This window comes from Geodermatophilus sp. SYSU D01186 (assembly GCF_054050215.1).
Window position 1 is genome coordinate 42,643 of the sequence record NZ_JBJGYW010000018.1, and the last position, 22,936, is coordinate 65,578.

Annotated in this window: 23 protein-coding genes; 14 read left to right on the top strand and 9 right to left on the bottom strand. The window is 71.7% G+C overall.

The features are described from left to right. Positions 1-106: 106 nt before the first annotated feature. Both ACI784_RS14570 and ACI784_RS14575 read right to left on the bottom strand, forming a co-directional pair. Positions 107-808: an alpha/beta fold hydrolase gene (locus ACI784_RS14570; protein WP_456924121.1), complete on the bottom strand. Its 702-nt coding sequence runs from the start codon at positions 806-808 to the stop codon at positions 107-109. 17 nt (positions 809-825) lie between these two features. Then, a complete protein-coding gene (locus ACI784_RS14575; protein WP_456924122.1) occupies positions 826-2,328 on the bottom strand; it encodes a DUF349 domain-containing protein in 1,503 nt (500 codons plus the stop codon). A gap of 40 nt (positions 2,329-2,368) precedes the next feature. Here ACI784_RS14575 and ACI784_RS14580 point away from each other — a divergent pair, with 40 nt between their 5' ends. Genes ACI784_RS14580 through dapF form a run of 3 tightly spaced genes read left to right on the top strand, consistent with a single transcriptional unit; the run spans position 2,369 to position 4,874 of the window. Further along, on the top strand, positions 2,369-3,088 hold the full coding sequence (locus tag ACI784_RS14580; RefSeq protein WP_457013928.1) for a hypothetical protein: 720 nt from the start codon (positions 2,369-2,371) through the stop codon (positions 3,086-3,088). Then, positions 3,085-4,008 carry a tRNA (adenosine(37)-N6)-dimethylallyltransferase MiaA gene (gene miaA / locus ACI784_RS14585; protein WP_457013929.1) on the top strand — a complete coding sequence of 308 codons (924 nt, stop codon included), beginning with the start codon at positions 3,085-3,087 and terminating at the stop codon, positions 4,006-4,008. The genes ACI784_RS14580 and miaA overlap by 4 nt, the downstream gene beginning before the upstream one ends. Next, entirely contained in the window at positions 4,005-4,874 is an 870-nt protein-coding gene (gene dapF / locus ACI784_RS14590) for a diaminopimelate epimerase (RefSeq protein WP_457013930.1), read from the top strand. Before miaA ends, dapF begins: the two co-directional genes overlap by 4 nt. A 66-nt stretch (positions 4,875-4,940) precedes the next feature. Here dapF and ACI784_RS14595 read toward each other — a convergent pair whose 3' ends face one another. Continuing rightward, the gene (locus ACI784_RS14595; protein WP_457013931.1) at positions 4,941-5,171 is read right to left on the bottom strand and encodes a hypothetical protein; all 231 of its coding nucleotides are present in this window, start codon (positions 5,169-5,171) and stop codon (positions 4,941-4,943) included. A gap of 154 nt (positions 5,172-5,325) precedes the next feature. On the opposite strand from ACI784_RS14595, the gene hflX reads away from it, so the two are divergent. The 3 genes from hflX (at position 5,326) to ACI784_RS14610 (ending at position 8,772) form a co-directional block, all read left to right on the top strand. Beyond that, a complete protein-coding gene (gene hflX, locus ACI784_RS14600; RefSeq protein ID WP_456924127.1) occupies positions 5,326-6,816 on the top strand; it encodes a GTPase HflX in 1,491 nt (496 codons plus the stop codon). A gap of 170 nt (positions 6,817-6,986) precedes the next feature. After that, a complete protein-coding gene (locus ACI784_RS14605; protein WP_456924128.1) occupies positions 6,987-7,736 on the top strand; it encodes a phosphatase PAP2 family protein in 750 nt (249 codons plus the stop codon). A 43-nt stretch (positions 7,737-7,779) separates the two neighbouring features. After that, complete coding sequence (locus tag ACI784_RS14610) at positions 7,780-8,772, top strand: hypothetical protein (RefSeq protein ID WP_456924129.1); 993 nt, start codon at positions 7,780-7,782, stop codon at positions 8,770-8,772. Positions 8,773-8,881: 109 nt separating this feature from the next. Here the strand turns inward: ACI784_RS14610 and lexA are convergent, their stop codons facing one another. Next, positions 8,882-9,631, bottom strand: coding sequence for a transcriptional repressor LexA (gene lexA, locus ACI784_RS14615; protein ID WP_456924130.1), 750 nt, complete (start codon positions 9,629-9,631; stop codon positions 8,882-8,884). Positions 9,632-10,381: 750 nt separating this feature from the next. Between lexA and ACI784_RS14620 the strand changes: the two genes are divergently transcribed. The 8 genes from ACI784_RS14620 (at position 10,382) to ACI784_RS14655 (ending at position 18,036) form a co-directional block, all read left to right on the top strand. After that, on the top strand, positions 10,382-10,528 hold the full coding sequence (locus tag ACI784_RS14620) for a LysM peptidoglycan-binding domain-containing protein (protein ID WP_456924131.1): 147 nt from the start codon (positions 10,382-10,384) through the stop codon (positions 10,526-10,528). A gap of 175 nt (positions 10,529-10,703) precedes the next feature. Next, positions 10,704-11,345: a hypothetical protein gene (locus ACI784_RS14625; RefSeq protein ID WP_456924132.1), complete on the top strand. Its 642-nt coding sequence runs from the start codon at positions 10,704-10,706 to the stop codon at positions 11,343-11,345. Positions 11,346-11,823: 478 nt separating this feature from the next. After that, entirely contained in the window at positions 11,824-12,381 is a 558-nt protein-coding gene (nrdR, locus tag ACI784_RS14630) for a transcriptional regulator NrdR (RefSeq protein ID WP_456924133.1), read from the top strand. Positions 12,382-12,462: 81 nt separating this feature from the next. After that, positions 12,463-15,327 (top strand): vitamin B12-dependent ribonucleotide reductase, encoded by a 2,865-nt coding sequence (locus ACI784_RS14635; protein ID WP_457013932.1) that lies wholly within the window; start codon positions 12,463-12,465, stop codon positions 15,325-15,327. Between the two features lie 196 nt (positions 15,328-15,523). Continuing rightward, complete coding sequence (locus ACI784_RS14640; RefSeq protein ID WP_457013933.1) at positions 15,524-16,819, top strand: AlbA family DNA-binding domain-containing protein; 1,296 nt, start codon at positions 15,524-15,526, stop codon at positions 16,817-16,819. Between the two features lie 76 nt (positions 16,820-16,895). After that, positions 16,896-17,282 carry a TIR domain-containing protein gene (locus ACI784_RS14645; RefSeq protein ID WP_457013934.1) on the top strand — a complete coding sequence of 129 codons (387 nt, stop codon included), beginning with the start codon at positions 16,896-16,898 and terminating at the stop codon, positions 17,280-17,282. 41 nt (positions 17,283-17,323) lie between these two features. Further along, complete coding sequence (locus tag ACI784_RS14650) at positions 17,324-17,755, top strand: RipA family octameric membrane protein (RefSeq protein ID WP_457013935.1); 432 nt, start codon at positions 17,324-17,326, stop codon at positions 17,753-17,755. Continuing rightward, positions 17,752-18,036: a DUF7701 domain-containing protein gene (locus tag ACI784_RS14655; RefSeq protein ID WP_457013936.1), complete on the top strand. Its 285-nt coding sequence runs from the start codon at positions 17,752-17,754 to the stop codon at positions 18,034-18,036. The genes ACI784_RS14650 and ACI784_RS14655 overlap by 4 nt, the downstream gene beginning before the upstream one ends. A 47-nt stretch (positions 18,037-18,083) precedes the next feature. On the opposite strand, the gene ACI784_RS14660 is transcribed toward ACI784_RS14655, so the two are convergent. The 5 genes from ACI784_RS14660 to ACI784_RS14680 are packed head-to-tail and all read right to left on the bottom strand — an operon-like array spanning position 18,084 to position 22,867. Beyond that, complete coding sequence (locus tag ACI784_RS14660; protein ID WP_457013937.1) at positions 18,084-18,824, bottom strand: helix-turn-helix domain-containing protein; 741 nt, start codon at positions 18,822-18,824, stop codon at positions 18,084-18,086. Next, entirely contained in the window at positions 18,821-20,023 is a 1,203-nt protein-coding gene (locus ACI784_RS14665) for a hypothetical protein (RefSeq protein ID WP_457013938.1), read from the bottom strand. The genes ACI784_RS14660 and ACI784_RS14665 overlap by 4 nt, the downstream gene beginning before the upstream one ends. Further along, positions 20,020-20,859 (bottom strand): AAA family ATPase, encoded by an 840-nt coding sequence (locus tag ACI784_RS14670; RefSeq protein ID WP_457013939.1) that lies wholly within the window; start codon positions 20,857-20,859, stop codon positions 20,020-20,022. The genes ACI784_RS14665 and ACI784_RS14670 overlap by 4 nt, the downstream gene beginning before the upstream one ends. Further along, positions 20,856-22,397 carry a Mu transposase C-terminal domain-containing protein gene (locus tag ACI784_RS14675; RefSeq protein WP_457013975.1) on the bottom strand — a complete coding sequence of 514 codons (1,542 nt, stop codon included), beginning with the start codon at positions 22,395-22,397 and terminating at the stop codon, positions 20,856-20,858. The genes ACI784_RS14670 and ACI784_RS14675 overlap by 4 nt, the downstream gene beginning before the upstream one ends. 5 nt (positions 22,398-22,402) lie before the next feature. Continuing rightward, positions 22,403-22,867 (bottom strand): hypothetical protein, encoded by a 465-nt coding sequence (locus ACI784_RS14680; protein WP_457013940.1) that lies wholly within the window; start codon positions 22,865-22,867, stop codon positions 22,403-22,405. Between the last annotated feature and the right edge of the window lie 69 nt (positions 22,868-22,936).

Genomic DNA, 22,936 nt, shown 5'->3' on the forward strand with positions numbered 1-22,936 from the left:
GCCGCAGTGTGGGCCGGCCGTCCGTGGCGGCCAAGGGGCGGCGATCCGGCGCCGGGTACTCCTGGCGTGCGGTCACCCGGTGTGGAGGCGGGCGCGGCCGACGTGCTCAGGCCAGGTCGAGCAGGAGGTCGGTCAGCTCCCGAGGGCGGTTCTGCGGCACCAGGTGGGTGGTGGCGATCTCGCGGTAGACCCACGCGTCCGAGGCCCGCGCACGGGCGGCCGCCGCCTCGAACCCCGGGTTGGGCGGGATCCCGGGCTCGTCGGCGGTGGCCCGCACGTAAGTGCGCCCGAACGGCCACTCCTCCAGCGGCCGGGACAGTCGCACGGGTTCGGTGAAGCAGCCGATCGGGTGCAGCGTGCGGCGCGGGGTGCTGAACGCCTCCTCGGCCGGGTCCTCGTAGGCCCGCACGGGACCCTCCACCAGCCACGGCGTCCCGAGGGTGCGCGGGAGCACCGGCACCCCGAGCAGCCCGTACAGCGACTGGCCGTCCTCCGGCACGAAGGCGTCGAGGTAGACCAGCGACCGGACGCGGTCCCCGATCGCGTCGAGCGCGCCGGTGACGACCATGCCGCCGTAGGAGAAGCCGAGCAGCACGACGTCGTCGAGGCCCTCGTAGAGCACCTGGTGGACGACGTCGGTGACGTGGGTCGTGAGGTCCACCTGCGGGCTGGCCAGGTGCGACCGCTCGCCGATCCCGGTCAGCGCCGGGGTGAACACCTCGTGGCCGGCCGCGCCCAGCAGCCGGCGGACGTGGCGGAACCCGTGGGCCCCACCCCAGGCGCCGTGCACCAGCACGAACGTCGTCACGGCGCCGTCCCCGGCCGTCAGCGGCGGGAGGCCGTCTTCTCCGCCTCCGCCAGCCACTCGCGGCGGGTCGCGAGGTTGGCCTGCGCCTCCTCGATCCGCCGCGCGTCGCCGGCGGCCTCGGCCTTGGCCAGCTGCTCCTCGGCCTTGGTCACCGCCTGCCGCATGGAGGTGACCATCGGGTTCTCCGGCGCGACGCGGGCCCGCGTGGAGTCGACCGCGCCCCGGACCCGCTGCTCGACCGCCTGCATCCGGTCCTCCAGCTGCCGCATCACGCCGCGCGGCACGTGGCCGATCGCGTCGTAGCGCTCCTGCAGCTTGCGCAGGGCGTTCTGCGCCCCGCGCAGGTCGGTGGAGGGGTCGAGCTTCTCGGCCTCGGCGAGGATCTCCTCCTTGGCCTGCTGGTTGGCCACCTGCTCGGCGTTGCGGACCTTGTCCTGCTCGGAGCGGGCGGTGAAGAAGACGTCCTGGGCGGCGCGGAACTGCTTCCACAGGTCGTCGTCGCCGTCGCGGCCGGTGCGCGGGACGGCCTTCCAGCGGTCCATCAGCGAGCGCATCGCCGCGCTCGTGGCGCCCCAGTCGGTGGACGCCGACAGCCGCTGCGCCTCGGCGATGAGCTCCTGCTTGGCCGCGCGGGCCTCGCTGCGCTGGGCGTCGAGGGCGGCGAAGTGCGCGCCCCGGCGGCGGCCGAACGCGTCGCGCGCCGCGGCGAAGCGCGACCACAGGGCCTCGTCGGTCTTGCGGTCGATGCCGCGGATGGTCTTCCACTCCTCGACGATGGCCTTCAGCCGGTCGCCGGCGGCCTTCCACGAGGTGGACTCTGCGGCGATCTGCTCGGCCTCGGCGGCCAGCGTCTCCTTGCGGGCGATCTGCGCGGCGCGGGCCGCGGCCTTCTCCGCCCGGGACTCGGCGGCCGCGGAGTCAGCCGTCTCGACCATCGCGCGGGCGCGGGCGGCGAGCCCCTCCAGGTCGCCGACGGCGGTCGCGGTGGGGATGGAGTCGGCGAGGGCCTGGGCCTTCGCCTTGATCTCGCTCGGGTTGCCGGTGTGGGCCCTCAGCCGTGCCTCGAGCAGCGACACCTCGGTGGCGAGGTCGTCGTAGCGGCGGGCGTAGTGGGCCAGGCCCTCGGCCGGTTCCCCGGCCTGCCACGAGCCCACCGCCCGCTCGCCGTCGGCGGTGCGGACGTAGACGGTGCCGTCCTCGTCCACCCGGCCCCACTCGGCGGGGTCGGACGCCGGGGCGGCGGGCTGGTCCGGGGCGGACGGCGGGGCCGCGGCCTCGGCCGGAGAGGGAGCCGGGGCGTCCGGCACCGGCGCGACCACCTCGGGGGTGGTGGCCTCCGGCGGCACGACGTCCGGCTGCTCGGTGACCCCGGCGGACTCCGCCGTCGGATCGGCCAGCGCGGCGTCACCGGGGGAGGGCGCGGCCGCCGTCCCCGCCTCCGGGGTGACCGCCTCGGACCCGGCCGTCTCCGGCGTGGGGACCTGCTGCGAGGTGCTTGCGGCGTTCTCCGTGCTCGACACGCACCGCAGTGTCCCACGCCGCATCCGGGACACTGCTGCGGTGAGCACCTCCGCGGCCGAGCCGCGCACTCCGGAGCCCGGCGGTGCGGTGTCGGTGGCCTTCTGCCCGTGCCCGCCGCTGCTCCTCCCCGCGGTCGCCGGGCGGGCCGCGGCGGACACCGCCTGCCTCCGCGCGGCCTGTGCCGAGGCCCTCGAGGCGGCGCTGGCGGCCCGCCCCGAGGTGGTCGTGGTGGTCGGCGACGGGGCAGGAGGGCGGTTCGGTACCGGCGACGGCGGCGACCTGCGCGGGTTCGGCGTCGACCTGGAGGTGCCGTTCGCCGGTCCCGTGCAGCCCCGCGGGCGGCGCACGCCGCTGCCGCACACCGTCGGCGCCTGGCTGCTCGACCAGGCCGGGTACGCCGGCCCGCGGCTGGGGGTGGCCCCCGACGACCTCGCCGACGTCCTCGCGGGCCTGCCGGGACCGGTCACCGTGCTCGCGATGGGCGACGGCTCGGCGCGCCGCACGCTGAAGGCGCCCGGGTACCTGGACGAGGCCGCCGGTCCCTTCGACGACGCCGTGGCGGCCGCGCTCGCCGCCGGGGACGCCCCCGCGCTGGCCGCACTGGACGCCGCGGAGGGCCGGCGGCTGCTCGCCGCCGGGGTGCCCACGTGGCGGGCGGTGGGCAGCGCGCTCGCCGGCCGGCCGGTCCGCGCGCGGCTGCACGTCCACGAGGCGCCGTTCGGCGTCGGCTACCTCGTGGCCGACTGGCTCCTGCTGTGACGGCTGCACCCCCGGTGGTGGCCCTGGTGGGGCCGACCGCGACCGGGAAGACGGCGCTCGGCGTCGCGCTGGCGCAGCGGCTCGGCGGCGAGGTGGTCAACGCCGACTCGATGCAGCTCTACCGCGGCATGGACATCGGCACCGCCAAGCCCGACGCCGCCGAGCGGGACGGCGTACCGCACCACCTGCTCGACCTGTGGCACGTGCGTGAGGCGGCGTCGGTGGCCGAGTACCGCCGGCTGGCCCGCGCCGCGATCGACCGGCTGCGGGCCGCCGGCACGGTGCCGCTGCTCGTCGGCGGGTCGGGTCTCTACGTCCGCGCCGTCCTCGACGACCTGGAGTTCCCCGGCACCGACCCCGCCGTGCGCGCGCGGCTGGAGGCGGAACTGGCCGAGGTCGGCCCGGGCCCGCTGCACGCCCGCCTCGCCGCCGTCGACCCCGCCGCGGCCGCGGCGGTGCTGCCGAGCAACGGACGCCGGATCGTGCGCGCCCTGGAGGTCGTGGAGATCACCGGGGGGCCGTTCCGCGCCACCCTGCCCGAGCCGCGGCGGCACTACCCGGCGGTGGTGGTGGGGCTGGACCGCGAGCCGGCCGCGCTCGACGAGCGGATCGCCGTCCGCGTGGACCGGATGTGGGCGGCGGGCTTCGTCGCCGAGGTGGAGGCCCTGGCCGCCGACGGACTGCGGGAGGGGCCGACGGCGTCGCGTGCCCTCGGCTACGCCCAGGTGCTGGCCCAGTTCGACGGTCGGCTGACGGCCGAGGAGGCACGCGAGCGCACGGTGGGCACGACGCGCCGCTTCGTCCGGCGGCAGCGGTCGTGGTTCCGCCGGGACGCGGCCACGACGTGGCTGGACGCCGCCCGGCCGGACCTGGTGGACGCGGCGGAGGCCGTGATCGGCGCACATACGATCGCCGGGTGAACGCAGACCGGGTGCTCATCGGCCACGGCACGGAGAACGACTTCGTCGTCCTGCCCGATCCCGACGGCACCGTCTGGCCGGAGGACCGGCTGGACGCGGCGATGGTCCGCCGGTTGTGCGAGCGCCGCTCCGGGCTCGGTGGCGACGGCGTGCTGCGGGTCGTCCGCAGCGTGCACGTCCCCGATGCGCCGGCCGTGCTCGGCGAGGCGCTGGGCCGCTGCGAGTGGTTCATGGACCACCGCAACGCCGACGGCTCGCACGCGGAGATGTGCGGCAACGGGATCCGGCTGTTCCTGCACGTGCTGGTCACCGAGGGGCTGCTCGACCGCGCGGCCTGCGCAGACGGCGTGTGGGTGGGCACCCGGGGCGGTCCGCGACGGGTCGGTGCCGCGGCGGACGGCGGCTACTGGGTGAACATGGGCCCGGCGCGGCCGTTCGGCCACGGCGAGGCGCTGCTGGGCGGCGCGGCGTTCCCGGGCCGGGCGGTGTCCATGGGCAACCCGCACCTGGCCTGCCTGACCGACGTCGACGTCGACACGCTCGACCTGACGACCGCGCCGGCCGTCGACGCGGACCTGTTCCCCGACGGCGTCAACGTCGAGTTCGTCAACGTGCTCGAGCCGGCCGCCCACGTGCGGCTACGGGTGTCCGAGCGCGGTGTGGGAGAGACGCGGTCCTGCGGCACGGGGGCCTGCGCCGCGGCGTGGGCGGCGCTGGAAGCCGGCGGCGCGGCGACCGGCACCGTGACCGTCGACGTCCCCGGCGGCCGGCTCACCGTCACCGTCGACGCGACGACGACGGTGCTGACCGGCCCCGCGCTCGTGGTGGCCGCGGGCGAGCTGACGCCCGAGTGGCTCGGGAGCTGACCCGTCCCTCGGCCCCTGCAGGGTCCCGCCGCGAGCTCGCGAGCGGTGGGGGCAGGGGGTCCTCCTTCAGCCGCGGGTGTTGCCCGACTCCTCCGGCGACTCCGGCATCATCGACTCGCCGGCGGTGCCGGGGCTGCCCTTCGGCTCGCCGCGGCCGCTGTCCTGGTCCGGGCCGCCGGAGGTGCTGCCCAGGCCGCCGGACAGGGGGTTGCGCGGCGGGTTGAGGCCCTTCGGGTCGCGGCCGGGGTCGTCGATCTCCTCGTTGGCGCCCAGGCTGCTGCTGCCGCTCTCGCTCATCTGTGGCCTCCTCGCGTGGTCGTCGTCCGCCCCTACCCGCAGCAGCCCCGGCCACGCGTTCCCATCGCCGGGATGGTCCCGGACGCCTCCGGTGTTGTACCGGGCGATGACAACTCAGGTGCCCAGTCTGCTGGGCCGTGCCACGCTGGAGACGATGACGACAGCACAGAACCGCGCCGTCTCGGACGACGCCGAGGAGCGGGCCCTGCGCGCCGCCCCCGTCGACGAGGCGACCCGTCCCGCCCCCGCCGGTCAGTGGGACGAGCCCGACGACACGACCGGCTCCTACGAGCTCGAGGCGCGTGGCGCGCTGCGCCGGGTCGCCGGCCTGTCCACCGAGCTCGCCGACATCACCGAGGTCGAGTACCGGCAGCTGCGCCTCGAGCGCGTCGTGCTGGTCGGGGTCTGGACCGAGGGGACGCAGGCCGACGCCGACCGCTCCCTCGCCGAGCTCGCCGCCCTCGCCGAGACCGCCGGGTCACAGGTCCTCGAGGCGGTCAGCCAGCGCCGGGACAAGCCCGACGCCGGTACCTACGTGGGGTCGGGCAAGGCGGCCGAGATCCGCGACATCGTGTCCGCCACCGGCGCCGACACGGTGATCTGCGACGGCGAGCTGACGCCGGGCCAGCTCAACCAGCTGGAGAAGATCCTCAAGGTCAAGGTGGTCGACCGGACCGCACTGATCCTCGACATCTTCGCCCAGCACGCGTCGAGCCGGGAGGGCAAGGCGCAGGTCGAGCTCGCCCAGATGCAGTACATGCTGCCGCGGCTGCGCGGCTGGGGTGAGTCGCTGTCCCGCCAGGCCGGTGGCCGCGTCGCCGGCGGTGGCGGCATCGGTACCCGCGGTCCCGGTGAGACCAAGATCGAGACCGACCGGCGGCGGATCCGCGCGCGGGTGAGCAAGCTGCGCCGGGAGATCGCCGGCATGGCGACCGCCCGGGCCACGCAACGGTCCAGCCGCGGGCGCAACGCCGTCCCGAGCGTGGCGATCGCCGGTTACACCAACGCCGGCAAGTCCAGCCTGCTCAACCGGCTCACCGGCGCCGGCGTGCTGGTGGAGAACGCGCTGTTCGCCACCCTCGACCCGACGGTGCGCCGGGCCCAGTCGCCCGACGGCCGCGAGTACACGCTGACCGACACGGTGGGCTTCGTGCGCCACCTGCCGCACCAGCTGGTCGACGCCTTCCGGTCGACCCTGGAGGAGGTGGCCGCCGCCGACCTGCTGCTGCACGTCGTCGACGGCTCCGACCCCGACCCGCTGGGCCAGATCGAGGCGGTCCACGTCGTCCTCCAGGAGATCGACGCGCGGTCCGTCCCGGAGCTGATCGTGGTCAACAAGGTCGACGCGATGACCGAGGAGGACGTGCTCACCCTCCGCCGGGCGCTGCCGGGCGCGGTGTGGGTGTCCGCCCGCACCGGTGCGGGGATCGAGCAGCTGCGGGAGATCGTCGCCGCCCGGCTGCCGCACCCCGACGTCGAGGTCGACGTGCTCGTCCCCTACGACCGCGGTGACCTGGTCGCCCGGGTGCACCGGGACGGCGAGGTCCTCAGCGAGCAGCACGAGGCCGGGGGCACGCGCCTGACCGCGCGGGTCGACGGCGCCCTCTCCGCCGCCCTGGAGGAGTTCGCCGCGCCGGTCGCCTGACCCGTCGCTCGTCCGTGGCACCGGCCCTCCGGCCGGTGCCACGCGCATGTCCGGCCCGTGCTCCGCGCGCGGGCGGCCGGTGTCCCGCGGGCTCGCGGCCCCCTCGGGCGGCGCGCCTCGCCCGGTCGGGCGAGGTCACGACCACGTCACGGGCCGGTACCGTGAGACGTGTGACCAGCGGCGCGGTGCAGCGGCGTCCCGGGGGACAGCTGCCCGCGGACGACGCCCGGCCCGCGCCGCACCCCCGCGTGGTCACGCCCGGCCGGCCGCCGTGGTGGCTGCTCACCCTCGCCCTGCTCGTGACCGTGGGCGTCACCGTCGACCTGCTCAGCCGCGGCACGCTCGAGCGGATGGACCTGCGCGTCTCCGAGACGGTGAGCGCCTGGGACCTCAAGGACTCCGCCGCCTACTGGCCGGTCTGGGCGGTCACCCAGCTCGGCGGCCGCGGGTTCATCCTCATCGTCCTGGCCGGCCTCGTCGCCCACCTCGTGGTGCGCCGGCGCACCGTCGTCCCGCTGCTGCGCGTGCTGGTCGCCCTCGCCCTGCTCACGGTCGTCGTCTACGGCTTCAAGTACGGGACCGGCCGCACCGCACCGGCCTACCCGGGGTCGTTCTTCTACCGGGACGGCGCGTCCTATCCCTCCGGCCACGTCGCCAACGCCGTCCTCATGTGGGGTGTGGCCCGCTGGCAGGCCGTCGAGTTCCGGCTCGCCCCCGCCGTCCAGCGGACCTTCCGGCTGCTCAGCGTCGCCGGTCCCGTGGCGACCGGGGTGGCGATGGTCTCGCTGGACTTCCACTGGGTCACCGACGCCGTCGTGGGAGCGGCGGTCGGCATCCTGCTGTTGGGCGTGGTTCACGGGCTGGACGCAGTCGTGCTGTCACGCTGGGTGGGTGCCCGAGCTGGCCGGCCGTCCGTGTAGCGGTGCCGGAGGGCGACGTCTGGCAGCAGGGGCAGCCCTCGCGGTGACGCTCGTCCTCGGTACCGCCCTGCCGGCGTCCGCCGAGGACGCCGCGGCGCCGGGCCCGTCGACGCAGTGCCAGATCACCGACCCGCGACTGCCGGAGTTGTCCGGCCTGGTCGTGGTCGGTGACCGGATGCTCGCCATCAACGACGGCGGCGACCAGCTCGACGTGTACGTCCTGGACGCCACCTGCCGGGTGCTCACGGTGCGCAGCGCGGCGGTGGACCCCTACGACCCCGAGGACCTCGCCCTCGCCGCCGACGGCACGGTCTGGCTGGCCGACACCGGCGACAACCAGGGCACCCGCGACACCGTGGCCCTGCTCGCGTTGCGGCCCGACGGCAGCACCGCGGTCTACCGGCTCAGCTATCCCGAGGGAGCCCGGGACGTCGAGGCGCTCCTGCTGGCTCCCGACGGCATGCCCTACCTCGTCTCCAAGGAGGTGCTGGGCGCGAGCAAGGTGTACCGCCCGGTGACCGCACTGGTCGAGTCGGGGACGGTGGCGCTCACCGAGGTGGGCGGCGTGGAGTTCACGCTCACCGGGACCACCGGTGGGCCGGTCGGCCGCGCAGGTCAGCTCATGGTCACCGGGGGAGCGGTGTCGGCCGACGGGAGCCACGTGGCGCTGCGGACGTACACCGACGCCTACGTGTGGCCCCTGTCGGGCTCCGACGTCGCCGGCGCCCTCGCGGGGGAGCCGGTGCGGATGGCGCTGCCCGACGCGCCCCAGGGGGAGGCGATCAGCTTCACCGCGGACGGCAGCGGGGTCCTCGTGGCGGGCGAGGGGGTGCCCGGCGACGTGACCGTCGTGCCGATCGCGGCCGAGCAGGCCGCCGGCGGTCCGGCTACGGCGTCGGAGTCGTCGAGCGGCCCCCTGCCGGGCCTGCTGACCGCCTCCGACGGCGGCATCCCGCTGGTGCCGGCCGCACTGGTCGCCGCCCTGGTGGCCACCGCTGTCGTGTGGGTGGGCGGGAAGCTGCGCCGCCGCACCTGAGCCGTATCCGGGGGCGCTCCACTGCGGCCGGGCAGACCGCGCGCGAGGACGGGGCACGGCTCCCGTGGGCCGGTCCGCCAGGACCGTCAGGCCCCGGCGGACCGAGGGATCACACCCGGCGCAGCACCGTGACGACGCGGCCGAGGATGGTGGCGTCGTCGCCGGGGATGGGCTCGTACGCCGGGTTGTGCGGCAGCAGCCACACGTGCCCGTCGCGGCGCTTGTAGGTCTTCACCGTCGCCTCGCCGTCGAGCATCGCGGCGACGATCTCGCCGTTCTCGGCGGTCGGCTGCTGGCGCACGACGACCCAGTCGCCGTCACAGATGGCCGCCTCCACCATCGAGTCACCGGCGACCTTGAGCATGAACAGTGTGCCCTCGCCGACCAGTTCGCGGGGCAGGGGGAACACGTCCTCCACCGCCTGCTCGGCCAGGACCGGGCCACCGGCGGCGATCCGCCCGACCAGCGGCACGTACGTCGGGGCCGGGGTCTCGTCGGACCCGGCGGCGGCCGGCTGCGGGACCTCCACGGCGGTGTCACCGGGCAGGCGGACGTCGAGAGCCCGGGGCCGGTTCGGGTCGCGGCGCAGCCAGCCCTTCTTCTGCAGCACGGTCAGCTGGTGGGCGACCGAGGAGGCGGAGGAGAGCCCGACGGCCTCACCGATCTCGCGCACCGAGGGCGGGTAGCCGCGGCGCTCGATGGAGTCGCGGATGACCTCGAGCACGCGCCGCTGACGCTGGGTCAGGCCGTCGCCGGCCTCGCCCCGGTCGGGGAACGTGCGCACGGCTGCCGTCCCGGTGGTCGCCGGCGGGGCCGGCGTCCTCCGGCGGCTCCCCGACGTCCCACTCTTCTCCGCCACCGTCGCCTCCTCGCCGGCTGCCCATGCAGCGCGTCTCGTCCTTCCGGACCGACCGTAGCGCGCCGGACGCGCCCGATCAAACACGTGTTCGAAGTGGGGGCGGGGTGGTGTGGCTTTCGTCGGAGCCATCCGGTAGACATCGAACAGACGTTCGGATCGAACACGCGTTCGACGGTCCGGGGCTCGGCGAGAGGAGTGGTCGTGACAGGCGTGCAGCGTGCGGTGCTGGAGTTCGACGACGCGGTTCAGGTGCCGTGGCGGCCCCGTCTGCGGGCAGTCCCGTCCCCCCGCGAGCCGGGCTCCCCGCGGCGGGCAGTCGTGTCCCCGGCCCCGTCGCGGGCCGGAACGGCGCGGCCGGCGACCGGGTCCCCGCGACCGGCCACGTCTGCTCGGCCGGCGAGCGGGTCGGCGCGACCAGCCGCACCGGCTCGGCCGGCGAGCGGGTCGGCGCGATCGGCCGTGGCCGGGGGCGTCCGGCCCCGCGCGGCGGGTACCGGCCGCCTGGGCGTGCCGGGGCCGGCGCGACCCGCGCCGACGGGCGTGACCCCGTCGCCGTCGAGTCGTCCGGTGCGGGGTGGGTGTGGCCGTGCGGAGCGGCCGGCGCGCACCGGTCTGCGACTGACCCGGCGGGCCCGCCGCCTGTCGGTGGTCCTGGCGCTCGGTGTCGGGCTGGCCCTGGGATCCTGGCTCGCACCCCTGCTGGGCGGGGGGTCGAACGACCTCCGGCTCGCGGGTGAGCGCAGTGTCGTCGTGCAGTCGGGGCAGACCGTGTGGTCCATCGCCACCGACGTCGCGGGTGACGACCAGGACGTCCGCGCCGTTGTCGACGCGATCGAGGAACTGAACGACCTCGACGGCGCCGTGGTCATCCCTGGTCAGGTCCTGCGACTGCCCTGAGTGAGCAGCTCCGCCGGGCGGCCCTGGGCCCCGGCGCCCGGGGTGGACCGGGCGCCGACCTGCGGCGACGGAGCCGCGGGGCCAGGGAGCGACAAGAGGCGCGCCTCATGTTCGTCAAGCCTGCGCGCCCGGTCGCTCACGGTCGGTGGTCGTCGCGCGACCTACGGTCGTCGACGTGTCAGGGATGTCGGTCCGCCGGGAAGCGGTCTTCACCGAGCAGTCGCAGGGCGTCGAGGTCCACGTGGACGGCGCCTGGAGGCCCGGGGTGATCCTGGGCTGGCGGCACGACTCGGGTGGTGCCTGCGAGGTCCGGGTGCGCGTCACCGTCGCCGGCGTGGTGCACGAGTCGTGGACCGACCTGGCCGAGCTGCGCCTGCCCCAGTCACAGGTGCCGGCTTCGGTGGGCTCCCGGCCGGGGCCCGTCGTCCCCGCTGCGTCTTCGACGGTGTCGTGGACGCGCGCTGCCGCCCGTGAGCGGCTGGTCGCCGGTGTCGCCGGCGCCGGGCCGGGTGCCGACGGTGCGGCGCCGACCGGTGCGGAGCCGCCGCGCCGCCGCCGGCGTCACGGCGGCGACGTCACCGCCGAGCAGTCTGCGGTCCGTGCCGACGTCACCGGCCGGCACCGCGCCCCGGCCGTCATCGGCCGGCACCGTGCCGCCGACGATCGTGTGGACGAGGGTGAGTCGCGCCCGGGAGCCGCGACGGCGGCGATGCCGGCGCAGCGAGCCGAGCTCGACTGCCTGACCCGTCCCCTGCGGCTGGGCGACCGGGTCCCGCGTCCGCGCATCCCGCGGCCCGACGGGTCCGTCCGCACCTGAGCGCGGGCCTGCGCGGCTGACTCCGGGCTCACGGGCCCGACTCGGGTCTCCGGGCCTGGGTCCGGAGCCGGCCCCGACGGTTGCAGAGGTCGTCCGCCGCGGTGTCCGCGGCGCTCACGGAGCGACACGCCCTACACCTGCCCGCGCCGCTGCGCGACCGTCGCGCGGGTGTGTCGCGACGTGTCCCGGTGACGTCTGGGACAGGAGGACGCTGCTGGTCACGGGCGGGTCTCGGTGGAACACGCGGTGCGTGTCTCGGCTTGCACATGTAGTGGGGGCCGTCCTAGGGTTCCCCTACATCTAGTAGTTGCACGGATGTAAGCCCGTCCACAGGCCGATCCTCAGGTTCTCCCCGCGGCGTCCACCGGATGTCCCCAGGAGGGTCCACAGCCGGCCCGTGGAGCCGTCGTCGTCGGCGGCCGTGCTGCGGTTGTCGGGCGGCGCGGGTGAGAGCCGCGTCGGAGAGAGGGGAGGAGCGGTGCGCTGCCCCTTCTGTCACAACGCCGACAGCCGGGTCATCGACTCGCGTGAGGCCGACGAGGGTGCGACCACCCGCCGGCGGCGGTCGTGCCCCGCCTGCAACCGGCGGTTCACCACGGTGGAGGAAGCCGTCCTCGCCGTGGTGAAGCGCAGCGGCGTCAGCGAGCCGTTCAACCGCACGAAGGTCATCGCCGGCGTCCGCCGGGCCTGCCAGGGCCGACCGGTCGACGAGGACCAGCTGCAGAAGCTCGCCCAGCAGGTCGAGGACGCCATCCGGGCCACCGGGGCGGCCGAGGTGCCGAGCAACGAGGTCGGCCTGGCGATCCTGCGCCCGCTGCGCGAGCTCGACGAGGTGGCGTACCTGCGCTTCGCCAGCGTCTACCGCGCCTTCACCTCGCTCGAGGACTTCGAGAAGGAGATCACCGAGCTGCGGGCCCGGCACATCGCCGCCGGCACCCTGCCGCTCCCTGGGATGCAGAACGACCCGCCGATGGTCCGCCGGCGGGGTGCGGGGCGGACCCAGGCCGCCCCCGACGGCAGCGTCGCCGGCACCTGAGAACTGTCAGCACCACCCGTTAGAACAGAGTGCGGCTCTCTTCCCCAGCCGCCGAAACACCCACGACACAGGGAGAGCTCCGTGACCGAGACCGAGGATCGTTTGACGGGCCGCACGCGTCGCGCCGCCAAGGCGCCGACGAGGGGGAAGGGCCTGAAGGTCAAGCGCGTCTTCACCACCGCCGGGGTGCACCCGTACGACGAGGTGACCTGGGAGCGTCGTGACGTCGTCATGACCAACTGGCGGGACGGCTCGATCAACTTCGAGCAGCGCGGCGTGGAGTTCCCCGCCGAGTGGAGCATCAACGCCACCAACATCGTCACGACGAAGTACTTCCGCGGTGCCGTGGGCACGCCGCAGCGCGAGAGCAGCCTGCGCCAGCTCATCGACCGGGTGGTGCTCACCTACGGCCAGGCCGGCCGGGAGCACGGCTACTTCGCCACCGAGGGCGACGCGGAGATCTTCGAGCACGAGCTGACCTGGATGCTGCTGCACCAGTACTTCAGCTTCAACTCGCCCGTGTGGTTCAACGTCGGCACCAGCGCGCCGCAGCAGGTCAGCGCCTGCTTCATCCTCGCCGTCGACGACACGATGGACTCGATCCTCAACTGGTACCGGGAGGAGGGGCTGATCTTCAAGGGCGGCTCCGGCGCCGGCCTGAACCTCTCCCGCATCCGCTCCTCCAAGGAGCTGCTGTCCTCCGGTGGCACGGCCTCCGGCCCCGTCTCCTTCATGCGCGGCGCCGACGCCTCCGCCGGCACCATCAAGTCCGGTGGCGCCACCCGGCGCGCGGCGAAGATGGTCGTCCTCGACATCGACCACCCCGACATCGAGGAGTTCATCGAGACGAAGGCGCGCGAGGAGGACAAGATCCGCGCGCTGCGCGACGCCGGGTACGACATGGACCTCGGCGGCAAGGACATCACCAGCGTCCAGTACCAGAACGCCAACAACTCCGTCCGGGTCTCGGACGAGTTCATGCGCGCGGTGGAGGACGCCACCGAGTTCGGCCTGCGCGCCCGCCTCGACGGCACGGTCATCGAGACCGTCGACGCCAAGTCGCTGTTCCGCAAGGTCACCCAGGCCGCGTGGGAGTGCGCCGACCCGGGCATCCAGTACGACGACACGATCAACGACTGGCACACCAACCCCGAGACCGGGCGGATCAACGCGTCCAACCCGTGCTCGGAGTACATGAGCCTGGACAACAGTTCGTGCAACCTGGCGTCGCTGAACCTCATGAAGTTCCTCAAGGACGACGGCACGTTCGACGCGAAGAACTTCGTGAAGGCCGTCGAGCTGGTCATCACCGCGATGGACATCTCGATCTGCTTCGCCGACTTCCCGACCGACCCGATCGGTGAGACCACCCGCGCCTACCGTCAGCTGGGCATCGGCTACGCCAACCTGGGCGCGCTGCTGATGGCCACCGGCCACGCCTACGACTCGCGGGGCGGCCAGACGCTGGCCGCGGCGATCACCTCGCTGATGACCGGCACCGCCTACCGCCGTTCGGCGGAGCTGGCCGGCATCGTCGGCGCCTACGAGGGCTTCGCCCGCAACGCCGACGCCCACGCCCGCGTGATGCGCAAGCACGCCGCGGCCAACGACGCGATCCGTCCGGTCGGCGCCGACGACGCCGACGTGCTCAAGGCCGCGACGGCCGAGTGGCAGTCGTGCCTGGAGATCGGCGCCGACTTCGGCTGGCGCAACGCGCAGGCCTCGGTGCTCGCCCCCACCGGCACCATCGGCTTCATGATGGACTGCGACACGACCGGCATCGAGCCGGACTTCTCGCTGGTCAAGTTCAAGAAGCTGGTCGGCGGCGGCTCCATGCAGATCGTCAACCAGACGGTCCCGCGGGCGCTGAAGAGCCTGGGCTACCAGGACGAGCAGATCGAGGCGATCGTCGAGTTCATCGCCGAGCACGGCCACGTCGTCGACGCGCCGAGCCTGCGCCCGGAGCACTACGAGGTGTTCGACTGCGCAATGGGCGAGCGGGCCATCTCCCCGATGGGCCACGTCCGGATGATGGCCGCGGTCCAGCCGTTCATCTCCGGTGCCATCTCCAAGACGGTCAACATGCCGGAGACGGCGACCGTCGAGGACGTCGAGAACATCTACTTCCAGGGCTGGAAGCTCGGCCTCAAGGCGCTGGCGATCTACCGCGACAACTGCAAGGTCGGTCAGCCGCTGTCCGACGCCAAGGCCAAGAAGGCCGAGGCCAAGGCAGAGGTCGAGGCGGCCGCCCCGGCTGCGCTGGCGCACCCGGTGCGCAAGCGGCTGCCGAAGAAGCGGACCAGTGTCACCACCTCCTTCAGCGTCGCCGGCGCCGAGGGCTACATGACCGCCGGCATGTACGGCGACGGCAGCCTCGGCGAGGTCTTCCTGAAGCTGGGCAAGCAGGGGTCGACCCTGGCCGGTGTGATGGACGCCTTCTCCATCTCGCTGTCCATCGCGCTGCAGCACGGTGTGCCGCTGGAGACCTACATCCAGAAGTTCACCAACATGCGCTTCGAGCCGGCCGGCATGACCGACGACCCGGACATCCGGATCGCCCAGTCGGTGATGGACTACATCTTCCGCCGCCTGGCGCTGGACCACCTGCCGGTCGACAAGCGGGCCACCCTCGGCATCTTCAGCGCCGAGGAGCGCGCCGCCCAGGTCTCCGGCTACGGCACCTCCGCGTCGACCGCGACGGTCGTCGAGGAGGAGGAGGTCGACCTCGAGGCGCTGCGTGGTTCCGCGCCGACGGAGGCCCCGGCCACGCCCGAGCCCAAGGCCGAGAAGTCGGTCAAGGAGGCCCACTCCTCGGCCGAGCTGCTCGAGCTGGTCACCGGCACGGCCACCGACGCGCCGCTGTGCATGACCTGCGGCACGAAGATGCGCCCGGCCGGCAGCTGCTACGTCTGCGAGGGCTGCGGCTCCACCAGCGGCTGCAGCTGATGTTGTCGGACGACAGCAAGTTGTCAGGCGTTGCGACAGAAGTCCTGTCTAGGGTCCTGACAAGAGTCCGGTTCTGAGAAGCAAAGGGGCGAGCGGCCACAAGGTCGCTCGCCCCTTTGCTTCGGCCGGTCGCGCTCGGTCGTCGACAGGTAGCAAGCGCAGCGATTCGCCGTCATTCCAGCCAGAAGGTCCACGATTGCTTACCAACACCAGTATTCATGCCGCTCTGGGTGAGGCGGGTCCGCTCGACTTCTCCACGATCGAACGGGCCGTCGAACGCGGCGTGCGCGAGGACGAGACGCTCGACTGGAAGGGGAGTGAGTACCGGCAGGTCTCCGACCAAGATCCCGGCGACGAGTTCGCGAAGGATGTAGCCGCTCTGGCCAACACGCGCGGAGGGATTCTGGTGCTCGGCGTCAGCGAAGAGCGGCGGACGGGGCGGGCGAGCAGGTTGACCCCAATCACGATCACCGACGCGCTCGAACGCCGCATGCGCGCGTGGCTGAACACTCGGGTATCGCCACGTATCGAGGGCATTAGGTTCGTGCCGCTGCTCCGGGATGCGGCAGCCGAAGAGGGGGTGCTGGTCATCTCCATTCCGGCGAGCCCGGACATGCCTCACATGATCGGGGAGAAGAAGTCCTGTGGCTTCCCGTACCGGTATGGGACGCAGACTCTTTGGATGCGGGAGTTCGACCTGGAGCGGGCTTACCGAGACCGCTTCGAGCGACGGGCAGCGGACGAGGCTGTGCTCGCCCGTTCGATCCGTGATGCCAGCGACTACTTGGGAACCGAGGGGCAATGCTGGGTTGTTGCCGCTGCCCGACCCACTACGCCTTTACCGACTCGCGTTCAGGCGCCGAGCCGTGAACAGGTCCAGCAGGTCATGGCGGACGCGGAGGCCGCTTATCGGGCTTTGATGCCGGAGGGTTTCCGTCGAGCGAACCTCATCTCCGCGCTCGGTGACCGCGTCTACAACCCTCGTGTCGGCATGCACCGATGGGTGATGTCAGAGACGAGTAACCCTGGTGACCCGTCTGCCCTTGCTGACGGTGTGCACGTTGAACTACTGCATGACGGTTCTGTCATCGTCGCCGTCCTTGCCGACGGGCGTGAACAGGAGCGGATCGAGGGAAAGAACACCGTCCCCGATGCCGCTGTTGCGGGCCTGGTCGTGGGCTTCGTGAACCTGCTCGACGCAGTGGCGCGTCATCGTGGTGTCGAGGGAGCGGTCGTCGTCCGGGTCGATCTGGTGCGCGGCGATCAGCGCCCGTACGGCTTCCTCATGCCGCGACGTGAGGGGCCGTTCACATTCGGGCTAGAGCAACCGTCCTGGTCCCGCGACGTCCGGAACTTTCAGCCTGTCGAAACCGTCGTCCCGCCTATGCCGGACCTTGAGGCTCGTCGTCAGACGGCCCTCGGCCTCGTTACGGACATGGCTGCCCAGTTCGGTGTCACGCCTGACCAGTTCGGGTTCGAGTGGAACGACTGACCTGCATCCGGGAGTTCTGTCGGTACCTCCCCATACGGTGCGTCCGCATCGTCAGCCGACTACGGGGGAGTGAGCCATGGCTCGGAAGCGCGTGTTCATCAGTTTCGATTACGACCACGACGTAGACCTCAAGAACGCTCTGGTTGCGCAGTCCCGCCTACCTGACTCGCCGTTCACGATCACAGACATGTCGATCAAGACGGCGTCGACCGACTGGAAGGCCAACGCGCGCCGCCGGATCAAGGGCTGCGACGTGGTCGTGGTCATGTGCGGCCAGTACACGCACACGGCTACCGGCGTCGGGGTGGAGTTGAAGATCGCCCAGGAGGAGAAGGTGTCGTACTTCCTTCTGAAGGGCCGAGCCCTCAAGACCTGCACCAAGCCGACGACCGCCAAGAGCAGCGACGCGATCTACAAGTGGACGTGGCCAATCCTGAAGCAACTCATCGGTGGAGCGCGGTGACCAGTCCCGCCACGGGTCCCGACACGGCACCGGACCCCCGAGTGCTGGATCTGTACAAGTTGGGCGCCGAACTCGCCGACCGCGTGTCGGCGCGCCGGGCCACCGCCAACTCGTTTTTCCTCACTGTCCAGACGACCCTCATCGCCGTCGTGGGTCTCATTGCTCCGGACCTGACCCAGCAATCGGTCTGGACAGGTGCGGTTGCCACTGCCGGAGGTGTCCTGCTCTCCGTCACCTGGTGGTTGTCCCTGCGCTCCTACCGCGAACTCAACTCGGCGAAGTTCGAGGTCCTCCACGCCGTGGAGGCCGACCTGCCAGTACGGCTATTCAAGGACGAGTGGGATCTGCTCGAAGCCCGGCCATCCAGTTGGCGCAAGCCTCGATACTCCGAACTAGGCCGGATTGAGCGGCTCGTGCCCTGGGTGTTCGCTCTGTTGTGGATTGGCCTCGCGGCCAGTAAGGCGGCAACATGACCTACCTCGACGACCTTGCAGACCGGATTCGCGGTTGTCTTCCCGCGGGCACATCGGTGCCTGAGGGGGCGGGTCGGCTGTTCATCCTCTACGCCGTCGTCCTTCGCGCCAAGGGAACCGATGTGACAGCGAGCGATGTCCACGATGCCTGGGCTGCCTGGATGCAAGAGCAAGACCCTCATCACGACGCATTGCGGCCCTATGACGACCTTGCACCCAGCGTTCAGGCTGAGGATGGCCCCTTCCTTGAAGCCATCAGAGCCGCCGCACAGCGGCCATGATCGCTGGCCACTGCACTTGAGGAACAGCCCGTTACGTAGGTTCTGGCTCACTGTGGCTTCCTCCGACCGCGGGCCGCGCGTTGCGGTGGCTTCGGAGGACGAGGCTCCCCGTCGGGGTACAGGCTCAGTTGGACGTCGTCGCTGACTTCCAGACGGCGTTCGCCGTCTTCTTCGACGAGTCCCGCCCGGATGAGGACGGCGAGGTTGCGCCGGTCGTCGTCGCTGAGCGCGTGGCTGAGGAGTGAGTAGTTCAGCGCCTGGTGGACCAACCTCGCGCGGGGCGGGGTGACGAGCCGCTGGCTCTTGCCGATCCGCGGGTGCTTGCGGGCGGCAAGCGTTGCCGCGGAGTGCGTGTCATCGACGGCGCGTAGCGCGATGCGCCCGTCGTGCCGATGCACCATGAGCCCCGCAGGAGCAAGGAGAGCAAGCAGCGCGTCCGCCGCCGAGTGGAGGCGCTCTGACGTCCAGCCGAGAACATCGGTGAGTACAACCATGGCCACGGCGGTCCGGAGGTCGTGCAACATGGCGCCGAGAACGGCGGCGTCGCTGGATTCGCCCTCGGCCGGAGCCGCGTCGTCGTCGATGAGCGCGTCCGGGGAAACGCCCAGGCGCTCGCACAGGCGCAGGAACTGAGCGAGAGTCAGGCTGCTGAGTTGCGCGCTTCCGTCCGTCTCCAGACGGTTCAGGACGGCGATGTTGATCCCTGAGTCGAATGCGAGTTGGCGGGTTGCAAGTCCGCGGTCTAGCCGGAGAAGCGTGAGCCGTTTGGCGTTCAGGCGCAGCGTCACGAGATGCGCTCCAATCCGAAAACGCGGGAGTTGACCCGGCGGCTTCCGTGCGTGGTGCCATCCGCCAGTGGGGCATCGCCCAGATTGAGTCCGAGGTCGGTCTGGGCGTGGCGCAGGTCGAGTAGCACCCGCCGGTCGTTCCCGACGAATGCGGGATCCGTCGCACTCGGGCCGAACGTCGCACGCGAGAGCGTGTGTGCGAGCAGGTACGGCTCAGCCTCTTCCGGGATGGTGACACCGGCCACGGGCCTGTTGCGGTCGTGGTGCCAGGCGGCGAGGTCCGCCATGGTCAACTCCCGGATGTCTTGAGGACGCGCTCCCGCGAGGTAGAGGGCGGTAGTGGCAGCGCGGGCAGGATCGCGGTACGCGCGGAGACGACGCCAGGTGGCAGCGTCGATGCGGGCACTCGGGAAGCGCAGTAGTCCGCTCCGGAGTTCGCGCGGGTCGATTTTCAGAAACCACCCGGACCGGAAGAACGCGACTTGGGCGGCAGCCATGGCTGTCGTGACCTCATCGAAGGTCACCTGCTCGTCGATGAGGGCGGCCATCGCTGACCGTGTCCCTTCCTCGGTGAGGTCTTCGACTCCGCTCTGCTCGATCCATTCGAGGGTGCGGCTCAAGGCGTCGCGGTAGAGGGCGTCGACCGAGGCGAACCGTTCCGGGCTGACAGTCCTGCGCGCGGTTGCGTAAAAGGTCAAGAAGTCGGCGTCAGGTAGTACGGACGGCGCAGCAGGGTTCCATGCGTTGGGATCCACTGTCGTCGGGACCTGGTCTGCCTCGGTGATGCTGGGCCAAGGCATGACCGCGGGCAGGACAGATCGCAGATCAGCGACGAGCCGGGTGCCGTAGCCGTGGTCGACAGCCAACACGACCGTTGTCGGGGATGCGGCGCACATGGAGGCCAGGTCGAGCAGGTTGTCGACCGTGGCGTGTTGGGGTGCCGCGGCGATCAGGGTCTGCGTGCGGTGGGCAGTGAGCCACGTGGGCACGAGGGAGACGTCGTCCAGCCCGTGACGCGCCTTGCCGTTGGCGTCCAGGTTCTTTCCCAAGGCGCGCAGCACCTCTGAAGCGATTCCGGGGGCGGTCGACGGGGACCCAAGCGGCATGACGACAGTCGACAGGTCGGTCTTCGCCAGGCGGCCGATCGCCGTGGCGGGGACATCGGCGGGTGCCTCCGTGACCAGGACGGGCGCGCTCACTGGACCCAGCCCTGCCGCATGAGGGCGGTGCGGACCTCCGACTGGTCAAGCGGCCCGGCAGGAGCGGTGTCGCCGCGCTGCATGGCGACGACCTCGAAGAAACTCACCCACTGACGGAGTTCGCCGCGGAAGTACCGGAGGTCCAAGGTCTGCAGCATGGACCGATCGGCGTCCACGGTGCGGGGCTCGATGACCGCGAGGGCCTCGTACAGCGAGTTCCCGGCGAGTGGCTCCACGTCGCAGCGGGCACCGATGCGTGAGTCGATCTCGGGCACGACCCTCAGCGCCTTCTTCAGGTCGTTCCCGACAAGCACCATGGTCACCCCGTTGCCACGTGCAACGTCGACTTCGTTCCAGATGCCGGTCAGAACGCGCAGGCCGCGCGTGCTCACGTGATGCGCGTCGTCGATGAGCAGCGTGACGTCGTGAGCGAGCACGTGCGCCACGATGTCGTCCATGATCCGCCGCTCGGTTCCGAGGGCTGGCGTGCGCGTGATGCACTCCCAGATGGTGCTAAGCGTGGCCTTGACCGAACTGACGTCCGGCATGAGCACGTAGACGACCTGACTCCCGAGTGCACGAGCGGCTTCCGCCGCAGCGGTGGTCTTGCCGACGCCCACTGGCCCTGAGATCGCGGCCATCCGGTGCAGCCTGACGGCGGTCTGGGTGGCCATTTGAATGCGCCGCACGAACGGTGTGCTGGCGAAGCGCTGCGGCCGAACGGGCAGGGTCCCGCGCAGGCGGGTGATTGGGCGCGCCGCCGGTGCCGTTGCCGACTCCTCGGACCTAGTGAGAGGGGCGGGCGGAGAGACGATGCTGGGGGCTGTGGCGGTCATGCCGACTCCTGGGTGATGTTGTTGAGGACGTCCTCGATCTCCGACTCGGAGGCGGAGCGGATCAGGGCGTCATGGGTGGGCTCGTCTGCTGGCGACTCGGGTGAGTCGGCCTGCGGTTCATCGGGCAGGGACGGCAGGTCCTCGTCGGGGATCCCGGCCAGCCGCTGCCGCTCGCGCTCGGCGAGAGCGCGGTCGTAGTTGGCCTGTGCGATGTACTGCGCGGCCTGTTCCCGCTGACTTTTGCGCCCGGACAGCGTGCCCAACTTCTGTTCGACGGACTGCCTGCTGGACTCCGTGGCCGTGCAGATCCACTCCCCATCGTGGAAGACCTCGATGGTGTGCTTCCGGTGAGCCAGATAGCGGATCTCGACCCGCTGGACGCCCTCGTTCAGGAGCCGCCGCAAGGTGGGGCTGTGGAAGACACGGCGGTTGAAGTCGATGCCGTACTTGTTCAGGCGCCGGTCTGTGCTGCGCATCATCGACCGACGGATGATTTCGGGCTCCGCGCGCTGAAGGGGTTGGGAGTCGGCGAACCAGGCGTCCAGAGGCGTCCGGCCGCCGAGGGACCGGTGCGCGCGGTTGTTGTAGGCGGCGAACCAGTCGCTCAACCGGCGGTCGAGGTCAGGCAGCGTGCCGAGGCTCGCAGTGGGGACGACGATCTTCAGTACGCGCCGGGTGTACTCCTCTTCGCCGCCGGGGAAGTAGCCGACGCAACTCGGCGCGAAGTCCCTGTCGATGGTTCCGTTCAGGCGTTCGACACGGCCGTTCTGCCAGGACGAGTAGGGCTCGGTGAACTGGCGCTCGACGTCGAGGCGCAGCAGGCCGCGAGTCAGGGCCTCAGAGACGAAGTCTCCGCCGCGGTCGGTGCGAAGGAACTCCGGCTTGCCGCCGACGAAGCCGCGGTCCGTCTCCTGTCCCAGGATGGCTTCGGCCAAGGCGCTGGCGCTCTGCTCGATGCCTGGGTCATGAGGGGTGAGGACCCATGCCAGCACGACGCGAGTGTGCAAGTCGATGACCGTGGTGAGCCACGGAAAGATCGGCGTTGTGCCGCGCTCCGGCAAGACCATGATCGGCAGTTTCGTGTGGTCCATTCCGTATGCGTACGTCCGGTAGGGAATGTGCTCAATGTTGAACAACTGGTGCTTTACCATTTCCCGGTAACCTCCCTTTGCGCATGCCTTGAGCCATGAGTCGAACTCGCCAACACGGCGCTGGAAAGTGCGCAGGTTCATTCCCCCGGTCAGATTGCGCGTTTCCAGGTCGGCGAACGCCTTGGTGGCGTTCCCGGCATGCTTGAAGTAGGCGACCTTCGTGAGTTGGTCGTTAACGAGGTCCTTGCGAGTGCGCGGCGCGGCCGGTACCTGGCGACCGTTCTCTGCCAGTGCGGCGACGACTCGACGCAAATGGCGAGGCGTCATGCCAAGACGGAGGGCGGAATCATTGAGGAGGGCCTCGGCGATCCGCCCCTCATTGAGGCGCACCTCGTGCAGGTGCTTCACGACCATCGCGCGGTCTTCGCGGGTGCACCCCGCGTCCATGGCGGTCACTGATCGTTCCCGGGGACGGCGTCGGCGGATGCGAGCGGCTCGACGGAGGTGGGGGACAGCCGCGAGAACGTGCCGTCGGCACGGACCAGGGCTGTGCAGTGCAACGACCCGATGGGCAGAAGGCGAACCCCGACGAAGGCGGCCCCATAGCGGTCCTTGCCTCCGCGGGCGTAGCGAGCCGCCTGGTCGACCCACGAGGAAGTCAGGAGACCAATCGGCCGGTTCACGGTCTTGACCTCGTCGAAAAACACGCGGCCGTCTCCGTGCTGCCAGGCGAGGTCTACGCGCCCATTGCCCGTGTCGAACTCGCATCCCAGCAGAGCCCAGCCTGTCGGAGTCAACCGACGGAGGTACGTCGCGGCGTGCCCGGCAGCGGTGGACAGAAGCACGCGGCGCCGATTGACGTTGTCGCCGTCAACGAGGGCTCCCGCCAGGTCGTGAATCCGTTCGGGCAGCGTCACGGGCGTGAGGCGGGGCAACTCAGGAACCAGCATCGCGATGAGCGCGTGAGTGAGGATCCCCGCGTCCTG

What these genes read in the sequence shown, in the direction of transcription:
- ACI784_RS14655 (WP_457013936.1), top strand. Translation starts at nt 17,752, where the DNA reads ATGACCTACCTCGACGACCTTGCAGACCGGATTCGCGGTTGTCTTCCC.
- ACI784_RS14595 (WP_457013931.1), bottom strand. Translation starts at nt 5,171, where the DNA reads ATGAGCGAGAGCGGCAGCAGCAGCCTGGGCGCCAACGAGGAGATCGAC.
- ACI784_RS14675 (WP_457013975.1), bottom strand. Translation starts at nt 22,397, where the DNA reads ATGGACGCGGGGTGCACCCGCGAAGACCGCGCGATGGTCGTGAAGCAC.
- ACI784_RS14670 (WP_457013939.1), bottom strand. Translation starts at nt 20,859, where the DNA reads ATGACCGCCACAGCCCCCAGCATCGTCTCTCCGCCCGCCCCTCTCACT.
- ACI784_RS14645 (WP_457013934.1), top strand. Translation starts at nt 16,896, where the DNA reads ATGGCTCGGAAGCGCGTGTTCATCAGTTTCGATTACGACCACGACGTA.
- hflX (WP_456924127.1), top strand. Translation starts at nt 5,326, where the DNA reads ATGACGACAGCACAGAACCGCGCCGTCTCGGACGACGCCGAGGAGCGG.